General features: G+C 65.9%; 29 protein-coding genes and 1 pseudogene. 14 read left to right on the top strand and 16 right to left on the bottom strand.

The features are described 5' to 3' along the window. Nucleotides 1-5: 5 nt before the first annotated feature. Nucleotides 6-557 carry a hypothetical protein gene (locus BKA25_RS02910; RefSeq protein WP_216637764.1) on the top strand — a complete coding sequence of 184 codons (552 nt, stop codon included), beginning with the start codon at nucleotides 6-8 and terminating at the stop codon, nucleotides 555-557. Nucleotides 558-654: 97 nt separating this feature from the next. Here the strand turns inward: BKA25_RS02910 and BKA25_RS02915 are convergent, their stop codons facing one another. Next, nucleotides 655-1614: a TetR/AcrR family transcriptional regulator C-terminal domain-containing protein gene (locus BKA25_RS02915; RefSeq protein ID WP_069852327.1), complete on the bottom strand. Its 960-nt coding sequence runs from the start codon at nucleotides 1612-1614 to the stop codon at nucleotides 655-657. A 135-nt stretch (nucleotides 1615-1749) separates the two neighbouring features. Here BKA25_RS02915 and BKA25_RS02920 point away from each other — a divergent pair, with 135 nt between their 5' ends. Both BKA25_RS02920 and BKA25_RS02925 read left to right on the top strand, forming a co-directional pair. Next, a complete protein-coding gene (locus BKA25_RS02920; RefSeq protein WP_084643407.1) occupies nucleotides 1750-2349 on the top strand; it encodes a GNAT family N-acetyltransferase in 600 nt (199 codons plus the stop codon). 57 nt (nucleotides 2350-2406) lie between these two features. Continuing rightward, nucleotides 2407-3303, top strand: a complete 897-nt coding sequence (locus BKA25_RS02925; RefSeq protein ID WP_069852325.1) for an alpha/beta fold hydrolase — start codon at nucleotides 2407-2409, stop codon at nucleotides 3301-3303. 61 nt (nucleotides 3304-3364) lie between these two features. On the opposite strand, the gene BKA25_RS02930 is transcribed toward BKA25_RS02925, so the two are convergent. Genes BKA25_RS02930 through deoC form a run of 3 tightly spaced genes read right to left on the bottom strand, consistent with a single transcriptional unit; the run spans nucleotide 3365 to nucleotide 6675 of the window. Then, a complete protein-coding gene (locus BKA25_RS02930; RefSeq protein ID WP_069852324.1) occupies nucleotides 3365-4258 on the bottom strand; it encodes an aldehyde dehydrogenase family protein in 894 nt (297 codons plus the stop codon). Continuing rightward, the gene (locus BKA25_RS02935) at nucleotides 4251-5684 is read right to left on the bottom strand and encodes an aldehyde dehydrogenase family protein (RefSeq protein WP_069852322.1); all 1434 of its coding nucleotides are present in this window, start codon (nucleotides 5682-5684) and stop codon (nucleotides 4251-4253) included. The genes BKA25_RS02930 and BKA25_RS02935 overlap by 8 nt, the downstream gene beginning before the upstream one ends. Before the next feature lie 7 nt (nucleotides 5685-5691). Further along, nucleotides 5692-6675 (bottom strand): deoxyribose-phosphate aldolase, encoded by a 984-nt coding sequence (gene deoC / locus BKA25_RS02940; protein ID WP_069852321.1) that lies wholly within the window; start codon nucleotides 6673-6675, stop codon nucleotides 5692-5694. Between the two features lie 164 nt (nucleotides 6676-6839). On the opposite strand from deoC, the gene BKA25_RS02945 reads away from it, so the two are divergent. Continuing rightward, nucleotides 6840-7097 (top strand): hypothetical protein, encoded by a 258-nt coding sequence (locus BKA25_RS02945; RefSeq protein WP_069852319.1) that lies wholly within the window; start codon nucleotides 6840-6842, stop codon nucleotides 7095-7097. After that, nucleotides 7094-7402: a hypothetical protein gene (locus BKA25_RS02950; protein ID WP_069852317.1), complete on the top strand. Its 309-nt coding sequence runs from the start codon at nucleotides 7094-7096 to the stop codon at nucleotides 7400-7402. Before BKA25_RS02945 ends, BKA25_RS02950 begins: the two co-directional genes overlap by 4 nt. A gap of 278 nt (nucleotides 7403-7680) precedes the next feature. Here the strand turns inward: BKA25_RS02950 and darG are convergent, their stop codons facing one another. Both darG and darT read right to left on the bottom strand, forming a co-directional pair. Continuing rightward, nucleotides 7681-8823 (bottom strand): type II toxin-antitoxin system antitoxin DNA ADP-ribosyl glycohydrolase DarG, encoded by a 1143-nt coding sequence (gene darG / locus BKA25_RS02955; protein ID WP_157421283.1) that lies wholly within the window; start codon nucleotides 8821-8823, stop codon nucleotides 7681-7683. A gap of 25 nt (nucleotides 8824-8848) precedes the next feature. Further along, the gene (darT, locus tag BKA25_RS02960; RefSeq protein ID WP_157421282.1) at nucleotides 8849-9454 is read right to left on the bottom strand and encodes a type II toxin-antitoxin system toxin DNA ADP-ribosyl transferase DarT; all 606 of its coding nucleotides are present in this window, start codon (nucleotides 9452-9454) and stop codon (nucleotides 8849-8851) included. A 165-nt stretch (nucleotides 9455-9619) separates the two neighbouring features. Between darT and BKA25_RS02965 the strand changes: the two genes are divergently transcribed. Beyond that, the gene (locus BKA25_RS02965) at nucleotides 9620-10264 is read left to right on the top strand and encodes a class I SAM-dependent DNA methyltransferase (protein ID WP_069852315.1); all 645 of its coding nucleotides are present in this window, start codon (nucleotides 9620-9622) and stop codon (nucleotides 10262-10264) included. Nucleotides 10265-10403: 139 nt separating this feature from the next. On the opposite strand, the gene BKA25_RS02970 is transcribed toward BKA25_RS02965, so the two are convergent. Continuing rightward, on the bottom strand, nucleotides 10404-11183 hold the full coding sequence (locus tag BKA25_RS02970) for an SDR family NAD(P)-dependent oxidoreductase (RefSeq protein WP_069852313.1): 780 nt from the start codon (nucleotides 11181-11183) through the stop codon (nucleotides 10404-10406). A gap of 109 nt (nucleotides 11184-11292) precedes the next feature. On the opposite strand from BKA25_RS02970, the gene BKA25_RS02975 reads away from it, so the two are divergent. Further along, a complete protein-coding gene (locus BKA25_RS02975; RefSeq protein WP_069852312.1) occupies nucleotides 11293-11928 on the top strand; it encodes a TetR/AcrR family transcriptional regulator in 636 nt (211 codons plus the stop codon). An 8-nt stretch (nucleotides 11929-11936) separates the two neighbouring features. Here the strand turns inward: BKA25_RS02975 and BKA25_RS27495 are convergent. Next, nucleotides 11937-12134 (bottom strand): annotated as a pseudogene (locus tag BKA25_RS27495) (transposase); the annotation flags it as partial. A gap of 395 nt (nucleotides 12135-12529) precedes the next feature. Between BKA25_RS27495 and BKA25_RS02985 the strand changes: the two are divergent. Then, on the top strand, nucleotides 12530-13477 hold the full coding sequence (locus BKA25_RS02985) for a quinone oxidoreductase family protein (protein WP_069852310.1): 948 nt from the start codon (nucleotides 12530-12532) through the stop codon (nucleotides 13475-13477). Then, nucleotides 13477-14064, top strand: coding sequence for a TetR/AcrR family transcriptional regulator (locus BKA25_RS02990; protein ID WP_069854092.1), 588 nt, complete (start codon nucleotides 13477-13479; stop codon nucleotides 14062-14064). The genes BKA25_RS02985 and BKA25_RS02990 overlap by 1 nt, the downstream gene beginning before the upstream one ends. 72 nt (nucleotides 14065-14136) lie before the next feature. Here the strand turns inward: BKA25_RS02990 and BKA25_RS28255 are convergent, their stop codons facing one another. From BKA25_RS28255 to BKA25_RS03030, 8 genes are all read right to left on the bottom strand, one after another. After that, nucleotides 14137-14286, bottom strand: a complete 150-nt coding sequence (locus BKA25_RS28255) for an NUDIX domain-containing protein (RefSeq protein ID WP_236750391.1) — start codon at nucleotides 14284-14286, stop codon at nucleotides 14137-14139. Between the two features lie 38 nt (nucleotides 14287-14324). After that, nucleotides 14325-14690 (bottom strand): nuclear transport factor 2 family protein, encoded by a 366-nt coding sequence (locus tag BKA25_RS03000; RefSeq protein WP_236750390.1) that lies wholly within the window; start codon nucleotides 14688-14690, stop codon nucleotides 14325-14327. A 345-nt stretch (nucleotides 14691-15035) separates the two neighbouring features. Beyond that, the gene (locus tag BKA25_RS03005; RefSeq protein WP_069852307.1) at nucleotides 15036-15251 is read right to left on the bottom strand and encodes a DUF397 domain-containing protein; all 216 of its coding nucleotides are present in this window, start codon (nucleotides 15249-15251) and stop codon (nucleotides 15036-15038) included. Between the two features lie 31 nt (nucleotides 15252-15282). Next, a complete protein-coding gene (locus BKA25_RS03010) occupies nucleotides 15283-15507 on the bottom strand; it encodes a DUF397 domain-containing protein (RefSeq protein WP_311734448.1) in 225 nt (74 codons plus the stop codon). 36 nt (nucleotides 15508-15543) lie between these two features. Beyond that, a complete protein-coding gene (locus BKA25_RS03015) occupies nucleotides 15544-15813 on the bottom strand; it encodes a DUF397 domain-containing protein (RefSeq protein WP_311734449.1) in 270 nt (89 codons plus the stop codon). Next, nucleotides 15797-15997, bottom strand: a complete 201-nt coding sequence (locus tag BKA25_RS03020) for a DUF397 domain-containing protein (protein ID WP_069852306.1) — start codon at nucleotides 15995-15997, stop codon at nucleotides 15797-15799. The genes BKA25_RS03015 and BKA25_RS03020 overlap by 17 nt, the downstream gene beginning before the upstream one ends. A 55-nt stretch (nucleotides 15998-16052) precedes the next feature. Next, nucleotides 16053-16250 carry a DUF397 domain-containing protein gene (locus tag BKA25_RS03025; RefSeq protein ID WP_084643399.1) on the bottom strand — a complete coding sequence of 66 codons (198 nt, stop codon included), beginning with the start codon at nucleotides 16248-16250 and terminating at the stop codon, nucleotides 16053-16055. Then, nucleotides 16247-17383: a helix-turn-helix domain-containing protein gene (locus tag BKA25_RS03030; protein ID WP_157421281.1), complete on the bottom strand. Its 1137-nt coding sequence runs from the start codon at nucleotides 17381-17383 to the stop codon at nucleotides 16247-16249. The genes BKA25_RS03025 and BKA25_RS03030 overlap by 4 nt, the downstream gene beginning before the upstream one ends. Here BKA25_RS03030 and BKA25_RS03035 point away from each other — a divergent pair. The 5 genes from BKA25_RS03035 (at nucleotide 17370) to upp (ending at nucleotide 19497) form a co-directional block, all read left to right on the top strand. After that, complete coding sequence (locus tag BKA25_RS03035) at nucleotides 17370-17540, top strand: hypothetical protein (RefSeq protein WP_157421280.1); 171 nt, start codon at nucleotides 17370-17372, stop codon at nucleotides 17538-17540. The two genes, BKA25_RS03030 and BKA25_RS03035, sit on opposite strands and share 14 nt — an antisense overlap. Further along, a complete protein-coding gene (locus BKA25_RS03040; RefSeq protein ID WP_069852304.1) occupies nucleotides 17537-17956 on the top strand; it encodes a hypothetical protein in 420 nt (139 codons plus the stop codon). The genes BKA25_RS03035 and BKA25_RS03040 overlap by 4 nt, the downstream gene beginning before the upstream one ends. Further along, a complete protein-coding gene (locus BKA25_RS03045; RefSeq protein ID WP_069852302.1) occupies nucleotides 17953-18192 on the top strand; it encodes a hypothetical protein in 240 nt (79 codons plus the stop codon). Before BKA25_RS03040 ends, BKA25_RS03045 begins: the two co-directional genes overlap by 4 nt. A 94-nt stretch (nucleotides 18193-18286) precedes the next feature. Next, nucleotides 18287-18814, top strand: coding sequence for a hypothetical protein (locus tag BKA25_RS03050; RefSeq protein WP_069852301.1), 528 nt, complete (start codon nucleotides 18287-18289; stop codon nucleotides 18812-18814). A 59-nt stretch (nucleotides 18815-18873) separates the two neighbouring features. Continuing rightward, nucleotides 18874-19497 (top strand): uracil phosphoribosyltransferase, encoded by a 624-nt coding sequence (gene upp, locus BKA25_RS03055; RefSeq protein ID WP_069852299.1) that lies wholly within the window; start codon nucleotides 18874-18876, stop codon nucleotides 19495-19497. Nucleotides 19498-19542: the final 45 nt, after the last annotated feature.

A 19542-nucleotide genomic window follows, 5' to 3' on the forward strand; every position in this document is an offset into this window, starting at 1 on the left:
GGCTGGTGCTGTACGCACGCTCACGTCAGCTGACCGCATCGTTGGCCGCAGTGGTGATCAGCGCGGTGGTGGTGTGGGCGATCGGTCGGGGACCCACCGATCATCGATTGGCCCTGCTCGTCCTCGCCACGGGGACGATAGCGGCCTCGATCGGTCTCGGCGGCCAGGATCACGCCTTGGACCGGACGGCCGCGATCCGCTGGATGCCTCGAAGAGCGATGCACGTGCTGCTGGCCGGTGTGGTCGTCGGCGCGGTGCTGCTGACGGTGCAGACGATGGGCCATGAGCTGGCCACCGTCGAGTTCGTCGTGCGCAATTGCGCCGGTCTGCTCGGGCTGGCCGCCCTGGGCGCGGCCATCGCGGGCGGCCAGTACGCCTGGACCCTGCCGTTCGCCTGGCTCGCCTTCGCGTTCTTCGCCCCGCCCCCGACGAGTGTGCCGATGGAGGTGGCGACCTGGATGATGCTGCCGCCCGGCACGGCGGCGGGCACCTGGACCGCGGTGACCCTCGGGGTCGTCGGTACCACGGCCTATGCCGTTGCGGGGCCGAGGCGGTGATCGGGCCACGGTCCTCGCGATGTCCCACCCCCTGCGGGGATGCCGAGATATCGGGTGCTCGATCGAAGCCCGCATACCGCGCGGGAACCGGTAGTCCTCACTGCATCTCCGCCCCCTGCGAACCCACCAACACCGCGAGCCCATCGAGGTGGCGGGCCAGGCCGTACTCGAACCTGCCGTCCAGATCGGCCGCCGCGTCCTCGGGAACCGAGGCCAACAGCGGAAATCGGCCATCGCGCAGCAGATCGTCGGCCTGCTCGCGTTGGGTCAGCCGCCAGCGATCGTGCGTCACGCCGGTCTCCTGCTCGGCCTCGATCTCGTTGGCCTGCGCGAGCGCGACGCTGACGACCACGGCGTGCAGCGTCATGGCCGCATGCATCCGGCTCGTCAGGGACAGGCCCAATCCGTCCAGCGCGGCCAACGTCCATTCGGTGTGCGCCATCATGTTGGGCGCGCGCAGCGGGCGGGTGAACGAGATCGCCCTGGGCAGCCAGTGGTGTCGCTTGCACAGTTCCCATTGACTGCGGGAGAGCAGTTCGAGCCGGGCCCGCCAATCGGTCGGTCCGGCGGTGGGTGGGACGGCCTCGCCGAAGACCTCGTCGGCCATCAGTGTCACCAGCTCGTCCTTGCCCGCCACATGCCGGTAGAGCGACATGGGTCCGACACCGAGCTCCGCCGCCAGCCGCCGCATGGTCACGGCCTCCAGACCTTCGGCATCGGCGATGGCGATGGCGGTGGCCAACACCTGTTGCCGGTGCACTACCGGCCCGGCGGCAGCGGCACGTGGTCGTGGGGTGGCGCTCGAATCGGGTCGGCGGCCGCGGATCGAGGGCGTGGCGATCACGGTGCCCGCGCCGACCCGCGTCTCGACCAGACCGGCATCGCGGAGCGCCGCCATCGCTCTGGTGGCGGTCGCGACCGCCACGCCCCACCGCTGGGCGATCTGTCGGATGGACAGCATCCGGGCTCCGGGCCGCAGCTCACCCGACTCGATCCGGGCCCGGACGTCCTCGACGATCCGCAGGTACGGCGGAGTCGATCGATCTGCCGACGACATGGATAACACCTCACATCAAGAGCGGGACACAGTGCCGAGTGTACTAGTTCAATGATGGAGTGAACCAGTGCACTTTATGCGTTTGACCAGCAAGTATTGCCGCTAATCGGCGGGTAGATCGATACTCTGTATCGCATGGCAGTACAAGCGAGGACCCCGTCGATCCGGCGAGCGGCGAACTCAGAGCGGCAGACGGTGATCGACGTCATCATCGACTCGTTCCTGGACGATGCACTGGTCTGTTGGGCCTTCCCCGACCCGGCCGACCGGGCCCGTCTCCAGGGGCACTTCCACCGCCCGCTCATCGAGCACCCGACCTCGGCGAGCTACCTGGTGGGCCACGACGAGGGCGCCTCGGTGTGGTTGACCCTGGCCGCCGGGCAATCGCCCCATGCCGAGCCTGCGGCCGGGGACGGCGCGGTCTTCGGGGACAGCGGCGCCCGATTGCAGGCGCTCGGCGAGGTGTTGGTCGACCGGCATCCCACCGACGAGCCGCACCGCTACCTGCCGTGCATCGGCGTGCGCGGCGATCGTCGCGGCACCGGACTCGGCTCGGCCCTGCTGCGGCACGGCCTGGCGAGCGCCGATGCAGATGGCCTCGCCGTGTACCTGGAGGCGAGTTCGGCCCGAAGCCGCGCGCTCTATGCCCGACACGGCTTCGTCGACCTCGGCGAACCGGTGCAGGTCGCCGACAGCCCGACCGTCTGGCCGATGCGCCGCCCACCGCGTCGATGACCGACCGGCACACCCCGCACCGCTGATCCACCCGAGAACCGAGGAGAAACACCGCTCATGACAACCGATCGGTCGGCCCGAGCCGACAGCCCCGCCGTCGGTCGAGGCCAGCCCACCCTGGTGTTCGTCCACGGCACCAACTCCTCGTCGTACCTGGGGTCGGGACTGGTCACCGAACTCACCCTGCGCGGGTATCGCGCGGTGGCCGTCGACCTGCCCGGACACGGCGACGAAGGCTTCATCCCCGCCGCCTACCAGGCACCGCAGGACCTCGCCGCCTTAGCGGTCGAGCCCTCCCCGCTCGCAGGCATCACCGCCGAGGACTACGCCGCCCGCGTGGTCGAGGTGGTCCGCGCCGCCCGGGAGCACGGCCCGGTGATCCTCGCGGGCGCCAGCCAGGGCGGTGTCACCCTGAGCCGGGTCGGCAACCTGATCCCGGAGCTGATCGACCGGGTCGTCTACGTCGCGGCGTACTGCTGCGTGGACCTGCCGACGTTGACCGACTACCTCGGCACTCCGGAGAACGACGAGAGCCTGCTCGGCAACGTGATGGCGGCGATGGTCGTCGACCCGGCCGAGCTGGGCGTGAGCCGGATCAACTGGCGCACGGCCGACCCGTTGGTGTCGCAGGGCATCAAGGACTGCCTCGCAGCCGACTTCACCGATGCGGGAGCCCGCCGCCTGTTCAACCTGCTCGAACCGGACGAGCCCGCGAGCATTCCGCTGGCCGACGCCAGGGGCCAGGCCGACACCTGGGGGCGAATCCCCCGAACCTATGTGCGGTTCACCCTCGACCGGCTGATCCCGCCCGCGCTGCAGAGCCGGTTCATCGCCGAGGCCGACCGGCTCACCCCGGACAACCCGACCGACGTCCGCGACGTCCCGGCCCCGCACTGCGGCCCGTTCGAACGCCCGGAACTGGTGGACATCCTCGCCGAGCTACTCGACGGCTGAGCTGACTCGAAACCATTGGTCGATCGGGTGGCGGCCAACTGCAGAGCTGGCCGCCACCCGATCACACCCCCACGGGGTGCCACACCGTCTTGTGCTCGATAAAGGCCCGCAACCTGCGCAGATCCGGTCGTCGGGTCCAGTCCGGCTCGCTGGCGGGGGCCCGCAACACCCGCTTCACGGTGTTCGCCGCCGAACGCTCCAACTCCGGCTGGAGAATCTCCGGCGCCCCGGTCAGGTCGAGTCCGTTGACGTCGGCGTGCGAGGCCAGCCACGGGGATAGCTCCACCGGGCTGCCCGTCAGGATGTTGACCACCCCGGCGGGCAGATCGGAGGTGGCCAGCACCTCGGCCAGAGTCATCGCCGAGAGCGGCCGGGCCCGGCTGGTCACCAGTACCGCCGTGTTGCCGGTGGCGATGACCGGCGCCAACACGCTCACGAGCCCGAGCAACGAGGAGTCCTGCGGCGCGAGGATGCCGACCACGCCGCTGGGTTCCGGAACCGTGAAGGAGAAGTACGGCCCCGCGACCGGGTTGGACGCGCCCAACACGGTGGCGATCTTGTCGGTCCAGCCCGCGTACCAGACCCAGCGATCGATGGTCTGCTCCACGAGGGTGGTGGCCCGCTTGAGCTGCACGCCCTCCTGCGCCATCACCTCGGCGATAAACTGCTCGCGCCTGCCCTCCAGCATCTCGGCGACCCGGTAGAGCACCTGACCCCGGTTGTAGGCGGTCGCCGACGACCAGCCTGCGAAGCCCTTGCGTGCCGCGACCACCGCGTCCCGCACGTCCTTGCGGGAGGCGTGCGCGGCGTTGGCCAGGAAGGCACCCTTGGAGTCGGTGATCTCGTACACCCGCCCGGATTCCGACCGGGGGAAGGCGCCACCGATGTAGAGCTTGTAGGTCTTGTTCACCGACAGCCGTGGTGCTGCGGTGCCAGGAACCAGCCGATTAGACATCGAGGTAGGCCTCCAGACCTGCGCGACCGCCTTCGCGACCGAAGCCGGATTCCCGGTAGCCGCCGAAGGGGGCGGTCGGGTCGAAACGATTGAAGGTGTTCGCCCACACCACGCCCGCGCGCAGGCGTTGGGCGGCCCAGAGGATGCGGGATCCCTTCTCGGTCCACACCCCGGCGGAGAGCCCGTAGGGCGTGTTGTTGGCCTTGGCGATCGCCTCGTCCGGTGTGCGGAAGGTCAGCACCGAGAGCACCGGGCCGAAGATCTCCTCCTTGGCGATGCGCATGGACTGCTGCACGTCGGAGAACACCGTGGGAGCGAAGAACAACCCTCGGTCGGGTAGCGGGCACGGGCTGGTCCACCGCTGGGCGCCCTCGGCGTCGCCCGAATTGCTCAACTCGACGATCTTGTTCAGCTGCTCGCGGGAGTTGATCGCGCCCACGTCGGTGTTCTTGTCCAGCGGGTCGCCCACCCGCAGCGCGGCGACCCTGGTGTGCAGCTTGGCCAGCAGTTCCTCGGCCACCGACTCCTGCACCAGCAGTCGAGAGCCCGCGCAGCACACATGTCCCTGGTTGAAGAAGATCCCGTTGACGATTCCCTCGACCGCCTGATCCAACGGGGCGTCGTCGAAGACGATGTTGGCGGCCTTGCCACCGAGTTCGAGCGTCAGCTTCTTGCCGGTCCCGGCCAGCGTCCGGGTGATCTCCTTACCGACCTCGGTGGAACCGGTGAAGGCCACCTTGTCGATGTCCGGGTGCGCGGTCAGCGTGGCGCCGATGTCGCCCGCGCCGGGCAGGATGTTGACCACACCCGGTGGCAGTTCCGCCTGCCGGCAGATATCGGCGAAGACCAACGCGGTCAGCGGAGTGGTCTCGGCGGGCTTCAACACCACGGTGTTCCCGCAGGCCAATGCGGGGGCGATCTTCCAGGCCAGCATGAGTAGCGGGAAGTTCCACGGGATCACCTGCGCGGCCACCCCGACCGGACGCGGATCGGGGCCGTAGCCCGCATAGTCCAGCTTGTCCGCCCAGCCCGCGTGGTGGAAGAAGTGCGCGGCTGCGGTGGGGATGTCGGTGTCGCGGGATTCCTTGATGGGCTTGCCGTTATCCAGGCTCTCCAACACCGCCAGCTCGCGGGAACGTTCCTGGATCAGTCGGGCAATACGGAACAGGTACTTGCCGCGCTCGGCACCGGGCATCCGACCCCACACCCGTTCGTAGGCGCGGCGGGCCGCGCGCACGGCGTGGTCGACATCGTCGGAGGATGCGGTGGCCACCTCGGCCAGTACTTCCTCGGTCGCCGGGTTCATGGTCTTGATCGGAGCGCCACCGCCGTCGACGAACCGACCGTCGACGAACATCTGATAGGACGGTTGGAGCTTCGCCAGCTCCCGAGACTCCGGCGCGGGTGCGTATTCGAAGTTAGGCATGGGCGAGTCAGTCCACCGTCACATAGTCGGGGCCGCTGTAGTGGCCGTTGCGTTGGGCTCGTCGCTGCATCAGCAGGTCGGTCAGCAGACTGGAGGCGCCGAAGCGGAACAGCTCCGGGGTCAACCATTCCGGCCCGGCGATTTCGTTCACCGCCACCAGATGTCGGATCCCATCCTTGGTGGTCCGAATCCCGCCTGCGGGCTTGACGCCCCGATACTCGCCGGTCCGACCGTGCCAATCCCGCACGGCCTGCAACATCAGCTGTGTCACCGGCAGCGTCGCGGCGGGCGACACCTTTCCGGTGGAAGTCTTGATGAAGTCGCCGCCCGCAAGCAGCGCGAGCCAGGAGGCCCGCCGGACGTTGTCGTAGGTCGCCAGCTCACCCGTTTCGAGGATGACCTTGAGGTGCGCGGAGCCGCAGGCCTGCTTGATGGCCTGGATCTCCTCGAACACCTGGCCGTAGCGACCGGACAGGAAGGCACCTCGGTCGATCACCATGTCGATCTCGGTGGCGCCCGCCTCGACCGCCAACCGGGTGTCGGCCAGTTTCACCTCGCGGCTGGAGCGCCCGGATGGGAAGGCGGTGGCCACGCTGGCCACGCCGATTCCGGTGCCCCGCACCAGATCGACGGCGATCTCGACCAGGTCGGGATATACACACAGCGCGGCAACCCTTGGCACGTCCGGATAGTCGGAGTCGGGCTGCTTGGCCTTCGCCGCCAGGGATCGGATCTTGCCTGGGGTGTCCGCGCCTTCGAGGGTCGTGAGGTCGACCATGCTGATCGCGGTGTCGATCGCCCACAGCTTCGAGTCTTTCTTGATGCTGCGGGTCGCCAGCCCGGCCGAGCGTTGCTCAAGGCCGACCTGGTCCACGCCCGGCAGTCCGTGCAGGAAGCGGCGTAGCGCGCCGTCGTCGCGGACGGCCTCGGACAGGTCGGCGGGCAGCGCGGTCCGATCCGACGCCTCGGTCGTCGTCGACGTGAGAGCCATACCGGCAGTCTAAGCGGGGATCGTCGAAGATCGGCTTCCCGTTGGCTGAGATGGCCAGCGCGCGCGGGATTCCTCCGTCGGGGCGAGCGATCGGCGCATTCCTTTGTTTCTGCCCTCGGTACCCGGCACGATGTGATCGACGGCCAGCCGTGAGGGGAGCAGGCTTGGACGAACAACCGAAGGACCTCACCGAACTTGCGGCCCGGCTCCCGGTGTCGGAGGTCGTGTTGGCCCGCGATGAGGCGGCCAGGGTCGCGGCCGAACTCAGGGAGCTATGGGCCGGATCGCTGGACGGCCGCGCTGAATCCGCCGTGCACCATCTTGTTGTCGGCGGCTGGAAACTCGACGGTGTGCTTGCCAGACTGCACCGCTGCGCCGACCTCATCCGCTCGGAGGCCGCCCGGCGGTCGGCCGATTCATGACCTCCGTCGGCGAGGTCGCCGTCCGGCTGCGCGCCGCCGTCGACCGGTTACCGGTGGGCGCCCTGCGCGACGCGCGCGCCGTGCTCATCGAGCAGATCGAACCGCTGCTGCACCGCGCCAGCCAGGGCGAGGACGACTTCGTGATCCTCGATGCCCTAGGCCTGCTCGCCGCAGCAATCGACGACCTCGCCGACGTCACGGCCTACTTCGACCACGCCCGAGCCTTGGCCGATGAATATGCGGCGGAGCACGGGGGAGGCGGTGGGGGTGGGGTTACGGCGGTCGGTGGTGGGGCGATCGACTAGGACCGTTCGTAATGAGTACGTCGCGCGCGGAGCTGGAGTGTTCACCGGAGCTGCCGGTGACGTGCTCCGAGTTTTCGAGAGCTGAAGACGCAAATCCGATTCTTGTCCGAGTTGCTTGTAGCGCGAAGGGCCAGCCGTACACCTCTACTCGGGCTTTGGGCTCGATGCTTCCGTGCTCCCACCGTCGCCGGCAACCTGCCAGTCGGTAGGCGCTCTCGTCTCCCTGTGCGCATTCGCAGTTACGCTGATCGTGGCCACTGGCCAGCGTGACCTGTCCATCAGCGACAGTGTTGAGGTTCACGGTACCAATGGAGAGCGCTCTTGCTCGATGCCTGTCCGCTGCCAATTGCTAACGAGCTGACGAACGCGCCAATGCCTTGCAGGTGCTCGAATGCTACCTTGGCTTGATGCGGTTGGAATAGCTGCGCCTTCCGTTGCGACCACGCTTTCACTTGCCGGGCGATTTGATCCATTGAGAGATGCTGCGAAGGTGACTTGGCGACGATGAAATGAACGGTACTCAGGAGTTCTACGCCATAAGGGGATTCGAACCCGCGAACAAATTCTGTCATGCGATCTAGTGTTTCGCTGAACTCTGAATTTCCGTTCATCAGTTCGCGAGCTTCGGTGACGGCACTCCTGTCAAGTGTCAATACTGCGCGACTGCCACTGGTTCCATCGCCGTATCCGGAGATGAAATGCCCTTCTACTGAACTGAGCCACTGATCGACGGTGTGTGAATAGGGTCCGTAGTGGTTGGCGGTGAATTTGAACCTGGAAGGCCAGCCCGCCTGCTGTAGAAAATAGGCGACCTTCTGCGCTTCGACGATCGATATTTCACCGCCAATGCTATGGCCTGCGGCCATGCTCAGCGCGGCGTATCGATCGAATGCCAACAGCATCGCTGCTCTGCGCTCGGTCATTCCGGGTCGCTTGGATCGGACGGGCATAGTTTCAGCTCGCGGTGCGGCGGCTGGTGGGTAAACCAGAAAGTTGATGTCTGGAACCCGTTTTGACGCCGCAATGATGAGCGGGTACACGTCGCTCCAAGGAAGTCCCCCGTTGCCGCAGCCGAGTGCGGGGATGGCAACTGATTTCACGCCGTGCTGGATGAGTACATTGACGAGGTCGTCCAGGCCGCCCCGAATGTCTTCGAGGCGTGATTGTGACCGCCAATGCCGTTTGGTCGGGAAGTTGATGATAAGCGACGGGTTGCTCATCGCCATAACTGGACAGACGAACATCTTGCCAATTTTTATTTCGTTATTCTTGCAAGCTCGCTCGTAAGCTTTGAAGTTTTCGGGATAGGCTCGCTTGAATTGCAGGGCGATCCCTTTGCCCATTACGCCAACGGTATTGACAGTGTTAACCAAGGCCTCTGCATTGGAGGCCAGTAGATTCCCGTTCGACTCGATAATCACAACGTCACCTCCTCCGGGTTAGGGTCTAATAGTACCAGTCGGGTCTGACATGCACGGGAAGTTTGTCGCCGAGGTGCTTGCTTGCTAATGAGGCAATCGCTTTCGACCTAGTAACTGCCCCAGTGAACGCTTCGAATGGAAACTCCCGGTGCACTAGAAATTCTGCCATCCGACGTCGCATCCGGTCTCCGTCTTCGGCAGTGTTGCTCCACTGTTTCGCGGTCATGATCTGCCAGTCGACTGATTCCTCCAGTTTTCTCCAGTTGTTGGTCATTGATGTCAATGAGCTGGCGCAATTGCCATCGCTGGCGATCCATGGCAGCTGAAGTCGATCTGCGACTGAGAGCCACGACCAAAAATAGACAAGCGGTTGTTGTCCGTCAGCGTAGGTGGCCACGTTCCCTCGCGAGATGCTGTACATCATGGGTGATCGGGGAGCGAAATAAAAGGGAACGTAATCGGCTACCACGCCACCCGGAGGGATGGGAACCTCGACGCTGCGACGGCGCTCCTTGATGGAAATGTCGGCACATTCCGTGATCATGATCGACTCGGTTTGAACGTGCGAGTCGGACTTCAGCACACCACTCTGCAGGATGGCTGGCAGGTTCGCGACGTGCGTGAAGTGCATGAATGCGTGGTCCGTCAAAGGTGGCACGCCGAACCGTAGCGCAAGTAGGCCATGGAACAGCAATATGTCGGGGTGCGTCGGGTGCCGATGCGGCCTGGCGACCGCGCCCGGGGTCCTAGAGCGGCTGGAATGTAAATGCGAATGGCCATGGATAGTGTCTCGGCCGTGACCGAACCCGTCCACGTGACCAAGACACGCAACGCCTACGACACCGTTGCCGACTCGTATGCCGAGATGCTGAAGGACGCGCTGGCCGCCAGTCCCTGGGACCGAGCGATGCTGGGAACGTTCGTCGAGTTGGTCGGTGCAAGCGGTCCTGTTGGTGATCTGGGATGCGGCCCGGGCCGGTTGACGGGATACCTGGCCTCGCTGGGGCTGGACGTCTTCGGAGTGGATCTTTCTCCCGGCATGGTCGACGCGGCCCGCCGAGCCCATCCCCGGCTGCGTTTCGAGGTCGGTTCACTCGAGGCGTTGGCGCTGGACGACAGTTGCCTTGCCGGCGCACTGGCGTGGTATTCGCTGATCCACACGCCACCGGAGCATCTGCCGACGGTGGTGGCTGAACTGGCGCGGGTGCTGGTTCCGGGCGGACGACTGTTGACGGCGTTCCAGGTCGGTGACGAGAGCGGCCAGATCTCACACGGCTACGGCCATGAGATCTCCCTGGATGCGTACCGGTTACAGCCGGATGCCGTGGCCGATATGTGCACCACCGCAGGTCTGGAAGTGGAAGCTCGGTTGATCCGAGAACCGCAACCACCACTGGAGAAGTCGCCACAGGCGTACCTGCTGGCCCGCAAACCGAGCTGACTGTTCGGCTCGAGCCCTGCCGTCGACCAGCTTGTTCTTGCCGTCCTCGCTTGTCCTCGCGCACGTCCACGCCCGGTCGGCCCCACGCCACCGAGCCCCCGCAAGAACGGGGGACTGTTCGGGGCGGCTGGCGATTCGGTCAGGCTGCGGCCGTGTCGGGTTGGAGGGCGGGGCCGAGCAGGAGCCCGCCGTCCGCAACGAACTCCGAGCCCGTGACGAACGAGGCGTCGGCCGAGGTGAGGTAGAGCAGGAGCGCGGTGATGTCGGCCGGGGTTCCCATGCGGGGGATGGCGTAGGGCTCGGGCGAGTAGAAGTCGGCGATGGGCGGCTGACCTGCGATCGATTCGTTGATCAACGGGGTGGAGATGACGCCGGGGTGGATGGAGTTGACCCGGATGCCGTCTCGACCCAGTTCCAGCGCGGCGGTCCTGGTGAGCCCCCGCAACGCCCACTTGCCTGCGACGTATGGCGCGTAGAGCGCGGTGCCGCCGTGGGCCATCGTCGAGGCGATGTTGACGATCACTCCGCCGCCTCGACGCAGTGACGGGGTCACGGTCTTGATACCGAGGAACGTGCCGGTGAGGTTGACGTCGAGGATGCGGTCCCAGACCTGGCGTTCGACGGCCTCGATCGGCGTTGCGGGGTTCTGAACACCTGCGTTGTTGACCAATACCGCGATCGGACCGAACCGGCGTTCGGTCTCGGTGACCGCCGCCGTCCAGGCGTCCTCGTCGGTGACGTCCATTCGGACGAACAGCGCCCGCTCGCCGAGTTCGGCGGCCAACTCTTTGCCGGGCCCTTCGGCGAGCGCGGCGATGACGACGTTCGCCCCCTCCTGGTGGTAGGCCCGAACGTGGTTGGCGCCCTGCCCGCCGGTGCCACCGGTGACCAGAACAGTCTGCTTGTCGAAGCGTCCCATGACGCGGTCCTTCCTGCGCAATAGTGGCGAGTCGAGTGACTCGCCTCGCCAACGTTAGGCGCATGGCGGATGGTGAGTCAAGTGACTCGCCTCGCGTATTGTGGTGGCCATGACGACGGAGCCCTCCGCCTACCATCGGCGCGTCGCCGAGCAGAAACGGGCGGTCATCGTCGAGGCCGCCACCCGACTGTTCCTCGACGCCGGGTACGCGGGCACCTCGTTGGCCAAGGTCGCCGAGGCGGCCGGGGTGTCGAAGGCGACGCTGTTCAAGCAGTTCCCGACCAAGGCGGCGCTGTTCGACGCGATCGTGACGCAGTCCTGGGCGGCCGAGGACGACGGCGACCTCCGCCCACCGACGGGCGACCTGCGGGCGGGCCTGACGGCGATCGGCCGCCGGTACGTCACCCTCCTCACCCGGCCCGGCATGGCGGCCCTCTTCCGTATCGTCATCGCCGAACTGCCGCGTTTCCCCGAGTTGGGTGAGGCCCATTTCGCGCACGGCAAGATGCCCTACTTCGACTCGGTACGCCGCTATCTCGACACCGAGAACACGCTGGGAACGGCCAAGCTGGACGACACGGAACTGGCCGCAACCCAGTTCCTCGGGATGATCTCCAACTACGTCCTCTGGCCCCGGATGCTGCTCATCGACTGGTCCCCGGACGACGCCTCGATGGCCCACGTCGTGGACGAGGCCGTACTGACGATGGTGGCGAGGTACGGCGCGGCGAACACCGCTGATTGAGGTGGCGCAGCGCCGATCTGCCGGGTGTTCTTCGTGCGGTGCCGGACGGTGGTGAAGATGGACTCGATGGAGTTCGTGGTGCGTAGCTGGGTCCAGTGCTCGGCCGGTAAGTCATAGACCGCGAGCAGCGCCTTGATGTCGTCGGTGATCTTGGCTGTGGCCTTGGGGAACTTCGCCCCGTAGGCCGCTTCGAACGCCCGAGCGGCATCGAGGGCGTGGCGGTGGAGTCGGTGAACGGCGCATCCAGTCCGGCGATAAGCGCGTCCGTGGGCTGGTCGGCGTAGGCGTTCGTCGGCCGGACTTACTGCATGCATGCGACGTGCTCTCGGGATCACCGCTCGCCATCGGGCCCGGACGGAGGCTCGTTTGGCGCCGGACAGTCGATCCTGGGCGCCCCGACTGCTGAGGATCTGGCCGGGGTGGCGATGTCCTCGGCCAGCAACCGCAGGACCGTAGGTCTCTCACCATCACAGACCATCCGTCACGTCAGGTTCTGGTCTGGTGGCAGGCGTTATCCGTGAGGCTGGGCGTCACGGCATCGGCGACGGTTCGCGAGCGAACGTGTATCGTTCTGTTCCGGAACGGAACGATTGGAGATGTCGTGCGCGCGGTGATCGTGGAGTCCTTTGAAGATCCGGTACAGGTTGTGGTCCGGGAACGGCCCGACCCTGTCGCCGCTGCGGGCCAGGTCGTCGTGCGGACGCAGTCGATCGGGGTCGGCTATGTCGACGTGCGGGCAGCGCGCGGGCATTATCCGTACTTCCCAGGGCGCGGGGCGAGCTTGGGCCTGGAGGTCGTGGGTGTGGTGGAATCCTGCGGTGCGGGTGTCGACACCGATCTTCTGGGTCGCCGCGTGCTGGGCCTGCCACAGTTCGGCGGATTCGCCGAGCTGGTCGTGGTGAACAGCGATCGTGTATTTGTTTTGGACAGCGCCGATGACACAGACGAAGCAGTTGCACTGGGACTTAATGCACTGGTGGCCGAGATCGGTCTTCGCCGTGCAGGTCTCGCGCCTGCAGACCGGGTCCTTGTCAGAGGAGCGGGCGGGAGCATCGGGGTGCTGGCTACTCAGATTGCCGCAGCGAGTGGGGCACATGTCACCGCGGTGACCTCGTCCGCGTCGCGGGCGCAGCGGCTGCTGACACTCGGTGCGACGCACGCCGTGCAGCGCGACGAGGTGACCAACGGTGAGGCCGACTTCGACTTGATCGTCGACACCGTCGCCGGCGCTGATCTCAGTGCACACCTACGACTGCTCGCTCCGTACGGGCGGTATCTGCTCTGCGGCGCCGCAGGCGGGAATCCGATCGGCTCGGAATTCGAGACCATCATGGAGATCTACCACCGCTCGCCGACGCTGCTGGCGTTCAGCCTCAACACCGCGAGCGCGCCCGAGCTCCGCACCTCATGGAAGCGAGTATCAGACTTGGCCCACCACGGACTCCTACGCGGTCCGATTCAGGCGCGCTACCCCCTCGCCTCGGCGATGGAGGCCCTACGCTCCCTCGAACAGGGCGGAGTGTTCGGCAAGGTGCTACTCACCCCGTGATGGCGCGGCGGCGTGACGTCCGGATCGACGGCGCGGTGGTGGTCGCCGTGCGGGAGCTACTCACCGAAGTTGGCTATGGACAACTGACCATGGAACTTGTAGCGAGACGGGCCAGCACAAGCAAACCCGCCCTACGCCGACGATGGCCGTCACTACGCCATATCGTCATCGACGCGATGGCTGATGCCCGCGCCGGAGTAGTCGAGCCCGATCGCGGGTGTGTGGTCTGCGATCTAACTGAGCACCTCGACGCGCTCAGCGCGGCGATGGACGACGCCGCGATGGGACGGGTACTCCCCGCACTCGTCGCCGACCTAGCCGATGATCCGGAGCTGCGCGATGAGTTCCTTACTCGGTTCTGGGCGCCACGACGCGCGGCATGCCTCACCACCATCCAGAAGGCCACAGATCGAGGACAGCTTCGCGCGAGCCTTGATCCAGAACTCATCATCGACGCCCTCGCCGGGCCCCTACTGATGCGTCATCTATTCGGACACGCTCGCGACGACCGCGACACCCGCCGACATCTTCTCCACATTTTGCTCACTGGTCTCGCGCCAGAGGGCGTCCGGCATGACTGTCGATAAAGCGGGCCGTCCGATCTTCGGCTCCGACACAGATTTCGGTGCGCAATCGTCAAGGCCTGTGGATGGAGATTTTTAGGCGACTTCGGGTTGAGAATGGCTGGCGGGCCGTAGCGGAAGCGGGATTCCCGCACCCACTTTGCGTCCGAGGACGGAGCGGATGATCCGGGTCTCCTCCGCGACCTCGCGGCGGGCAGTGGTCTGGAAATCTTCGCCATCGTCCACGCCGCCGCCGGGCAGTGAAAGCGCGAGGCAAAGCAGCTCTAGGTCGGGAGCGGTGTTCCTTGGTGGAAGTACAAGAGCCAAGTTCCATCGTCAGCCTTGCGCCATAGCGAACTTCGCCGAGCCCGCCGACCAGTTCGGTCGGTCAGGTAGGTGACCAACACGACCGCGTCGGAAAGGCCTCTCATTTCAGCGACGTCCGGAGCTTCGCTGTCCGTGAGCTCGTTGCCAATGGCCGCGACCATCGCGCGTCGGTCCCATCTGCGACCTGACGATCCGAACTCAACGAAGTCTGGATGCAGCAACTTCTCGACCTGCTCGGCGGATCGTCGCACTGCGGGTGTCAGCAGTCGCAACTCGTTGCCGATCACCCGTTCTACGTCCTTGCCGACCATGGGCTCACTCACGACCAAGAATTTAGCTATGGCGACAGGGTTCCGTCTTCCCGAATCGGCCGCTTTGCGAGTGGATGACGGCGTCACAAGTCCAAGCTCGACATGAGAGGGGCCAGCTGCCCACAGGCTTCGCCTGTCGGAGACGGGTTCGTGAGCAGCCGACGCGCACAACCCGCGCCAGCGGCGCGCCCGGAATCATGGGACCTGAACCAGGCGGCAAAGACGGGTGTGGGGTTGCAGGTGTCCCAGGACAAGGTCCAGCGTTGCGAATGCGGCACCAAGGCAACCGTTGCCGAGATCTTGTCGGCTCTGCGGTATGGCGGCGATCGCCGCCATACCGCAATCATCAGGCTGGGGTCAGGAGAATCGGCCGGCCTTGGCGTCGGCTAAGAACGCGGCGAACATCGCCCGGTCGACGAGGAGGGTTCCGCCGTCGCGGTCCTTGGTGTCGCGAATTCCTACTAAGCCGTGTCCTTGACCGATCTCGACGCAGTTCGTGTCGCCGCCGCTACGGACGGGCTTCCGCCAGCGCCAGCCGATACTCCCTCGTGGCTCGGGACTCCCAAGCTTCATCGGTGCTGCCTCTCCGTGTGCTCCAGAAGCCTTATCGGTATTTAGGCCGGAACCCGCCGGACTTGGAGCGTGCTAGGAAGGCCGCGAATGACTTCTGTTCGACCACGAGGGTGCCGCCACCACGGTCCTTGGTGTCGCGGATGCCGACGAATCCTGGACCGTGCCCCACCTCGACACAGTTTCCTTCACCCGTGTATGTGGATGTACGCCAGTTGGTGAACCGGTCAGTGGACATCGCTGTTGCTTCGGTCTGCATGTCGCTGCCTTTCCGTGTGCGGCGCCTGACCGGTGATTAAGGGCGGAACCCATCGGCCTTGGATCGTGTCAAGAAGGCCGTAAAGGCTCTTTCGCCAACGACAACGGTGCCCCGGCTGCGGTCTTTGGTGTCCCGGATGCCGACGAATCCTGGTACCCGGCCGATCTCGATGCAGTTCGTGGTGTTCTGCGAGCGACCGGACTTCCGCCAACCCCAACCCGTGTCGCTTAGCGAACGGAAGTCGGTCTGGATCATTGTCGGCTGCCTTCCGAACTCGGCTTGCGAAGCCTTAGCGATTTTGAGCATGAAATTCGTCGCCTGCGGACTTCGTCAGGAACATTGCGAACGTCTCGGGATCGACCACGAGGGTGCCGCCCGTGCGGTCCTTCGTATCCCGGATGCCGATGCTGCCAGCACCGTGACCCACTTCGATACACGCCGATTGGGTGCCGCTCCGGGACGACTTCCTCCATCGATACCGCTCGCTCATGGCCTTGCCTCACTTCTTGGTGGACCTGGCTACCGCTGGCGGGCCGTGGCCCGACTCAACCGAGTCTGTCGGCTTTGACCGCGCGGAGGAAGCTGTCGAAGCTGGACTGGCGGATAACCACAGCGCCACCATCGGGGTCCTTCGTGTCCCTGATGCCGACTAAGCCACTGGCTCTGCCAACCTCCACGCAGTTCGTGGTGTTCACCGAGCGTGTGGCCTTCTTCCAACGGTCGAAGCGCTGCGATGGCATCATGTCTGCTGCTCCAGTCTGGTGGCAGTTTCTCCGATGAACTCGGAGGATTCGCGTGGGGGCATTGCGACTGCTTGGACAGTAACGGCGGCATTCCGATATTCCGTTACGTGTTCCGGCTCATGCAACACGATCGCAGACATCCGTGTCTCGACGTGGACAGTGGCGGGACGTGCTCCTTCAAACGTATGCAGGTCATACGGGCCTTCCAAGTCCGGAGCCCATGGAGAGGCCAACGGCACGACACGCAAGTCCACGGTGGGCGAACCACCGATGGCTTGGAGCAGACGGAGTTGCCGAGCAAGTATTGCTGGCCCGCCGATCAGCCGGTGCAGGGCAGCTTCGCCGAGAAGAATCTGGACAGAGGGCGGATTGTCCTCTGCGAGGACATCCCTCCGTCCGACGCGGGTGCGGACCCTCGGTTCGATCTCGTGAGCTGGAACCTGACCCGTTTGCATAATCGCTCGCGCGTACGCGGCTGACTGACAGAACCCAGGCACGAGTAGTGGCGAGACGATGGTGATCTCTCGTGCGTCACGCTCCGCTTCCAACAGCGCAGCCAACGCCCTGCGCTGTTCCGGGATCGTCATGGCAACCCAGTGTCGATCACCGGTCGTCGTCGCCATGGCGACCAGCTCTTCTCGTAGGGCCGCACTCACGTTGAGTTCGGTGAGCAACGTGGCGACATCCACAGGCGATGGCACCCGTGCCCCGGACTCCCAACGACCGACTGTCGAGGGCGACCAGCCGAGGCGTACGGAGAGCCCACTTGCGCTCACACGCGGTTCCTGAGCTTCGCGAGCAGCCCGCAGAGCTTGCCCTAGCGCGGCGCTTTTCGGAGTAGCAGCCATGGACAGAGCGTAGTCGGCACGAACGGGCTGCATACGTCCCCCAGTCGGGGAATTGTGCCAGCTGATCCAGATTGGGATATTCATGGAACATCCGGCACAGTTTGGGTGCCTCGTGAAGTTTGGAGGTTCTTGTGGTCCGCCTTTCTGCGATCGTTCTCGGGATTGGCATGGTCTCTTCGGCTGCAGCTTGCCAAGCGCGGCCTGTGTGCGACGACGATCGATCCATGAGCCGCACGGGGTCTGCTGACCCTCAGCGTCCCGGCGGCGTCTCATGAGCCCGCTCATCTCGGTCGGCCTCTCGCTGATCGCCGTCGGATTCCCCCTCACGCTCTGGGGCTATCGCACGCCGTCGATACGGCAACGACACGTCCGCACGGTGGCGTTCTCGACGATCGTGGCTCGGTTGACCGAGGAACGGCTGGCTGTGGTGGTGCGGCCATGACCAGTGTGGATGTCTTGTTCCTCGGTGCGGATCCCTGTCGGCGAAGGTCTCGGATGTTTCTGGTGGGCAGCGGGCGCAGTGTGCTCGTCGAAGGTGTTCGTCCCGATGGTGCCGAGCCGGTTCGGGCGGCGATCAGCGTCACCGACGCGGTCGATGTGTTGGATGCCTTGAAGGCGGGTCGTGCGATCGACCTTCCTGCGGTGGACGACCGCACCGAGTTGCGCCGGCTGCTGGTGCGTCATCGGCCGGATGGTGTGGAGATCTCGCTACGTACTCGTACGAGCGTGTTGGGGCGTTGGTTCGTCTACGCCGACCGGGTTCCCGACCTGACGTTCGCGCTGCGGACCGCCTTGGATGCCACGCGCGCGACCGACCACGCCCCAGCGAGCGGACCCGCGCCGGAGGTCCGACGATGATCGGCCCCTGGTTCGTGCGCAGCGTCGACGACGGCGACACCCATCGCGCGCACAGCGAGTACTGGACGCCGGACGGCCGCGCCCATATCCGCCCGCTGTGTGCCCCCGCCGTGCTGTTCACCGCCCTCAACCGACAACCCGTCGCCGTCCCCTACTACGACGAACACCGCTGCCCCACCTGTCTGACCGCTCGACGCGCCTCCGGCCGCCCGTCGCACCTAGCGGTGGTCCGATGAGGACGCTCACCACCTATAAGACCGTTCCCGTCGTCCACCGACTCCGCGCCGCCCGCATTCGGCCCTACGTCCTCGCACTCACCGGAAACCGACGATGACCGGGCCCCGGCAGATCGCCGTCGAACCGCTGCTCATCGACCAGGACACCCTGCCCGCAGCCGGGCTGATCCTCGACCGCCATCGGGTCCCGGTGTTGTGCGGCGAACCGATACCCATCGACGGCGATCGTGCCCCCACACTCTGCGGGCTTCCGGTCACCATCGGACCGCGACCGGCCGAGGTGCTTCCCGGTATCCCCGCGACCCACGTCGCCGATTGCGTCGACTGCATCGCCATCATCGAAGGCCGTGACATCGACCGCACCGACGATCCCGACACCGTGGTCCGGCTCTTCCTGCGGCGCACCGGGACGATGCCCGTGCACATCGTCGAACTCACGGTCGTCGAACTCGACCGCGAACTCCCCACCGCGCTCACCGCCGGCTGCGGACAGCGGTTCCGGGCCGGCGATTCACACGACCGTCTCGACCCCGGCGACGGCGCGCCCTGCATTCGTTGCCTGCTCAACACCGTCCGCACGACCAGACCGGAGATCAGCGGGACGCCGTCCGACACACCATGACCCGCGCCGCCCACGGGGTTGGTCCGAACGGGTTGCGGGGGCGATTACCGTATCGGGTCATGGACGTGCTCGTTGTGGATCATCCGCTGGTCAAGGCCAGGCTCAGCACCATGCGGGACGCCCGCACCGACAGCCCCACCTTCCGGGCCGCCCTGCACGAACTCACCCTGATGCTCGTGTACGAGGCGACCAGGGACGCGCCGGTGGTCACCGAGCGGATGCACACCCCCGTGGCCCGCACCGACGGATACCGGCTGGAGAACCCGCCGCTGCTGGTGCCCGTGCTGCGGGCCGGGTTGGGCATGGCCGACCAGGCACATCAGCTCATCCCGGACGCGCAGATGGGTTTCGTCGGGTTGGCCAGGGATGAGCGAACCCTCCAGCCGACGCCCTACCTGGAGTCGCTGCCCACCGACCTCGCAGGCCGTCCGGTGTTCGTCCTCGACCCGATGCTGGCCACCGGCGGATCCATGGAATACACGATCCGGCTGCTGACCGATCGCGGTGCCACCGACGTGACGGCGGTGTGCGCGCTGGCGGCCCCCGAAGGCATCGAGCACCTGCGCGCGGCCGAACTTCCGCTGCGGATCGTGACCGCCAGCATCGACGAACGGCTCAACGACTCCGGCTTCATCGTGCCCGGCCTCGGCGACGCGGGCGATCGGCAGTACGGGGCCGTCTGAGTACCCGCAGCACCCCGAAGGGCGGCCCGATCGAATCGACCGGGC

Origin of the sequence: Actinoalloteichus hymeniacidonis, from assembly GCF_014203365.1 — a bacterium.
Classification (GTDB): domain Bacteria; phylum Actinomycetota; class Actinomycetes; order Mycobacteriales; family Pseudonocardiaceae; genus Actinoalloteichus_A; species Actinoalloteichus_A hymeniacidonis.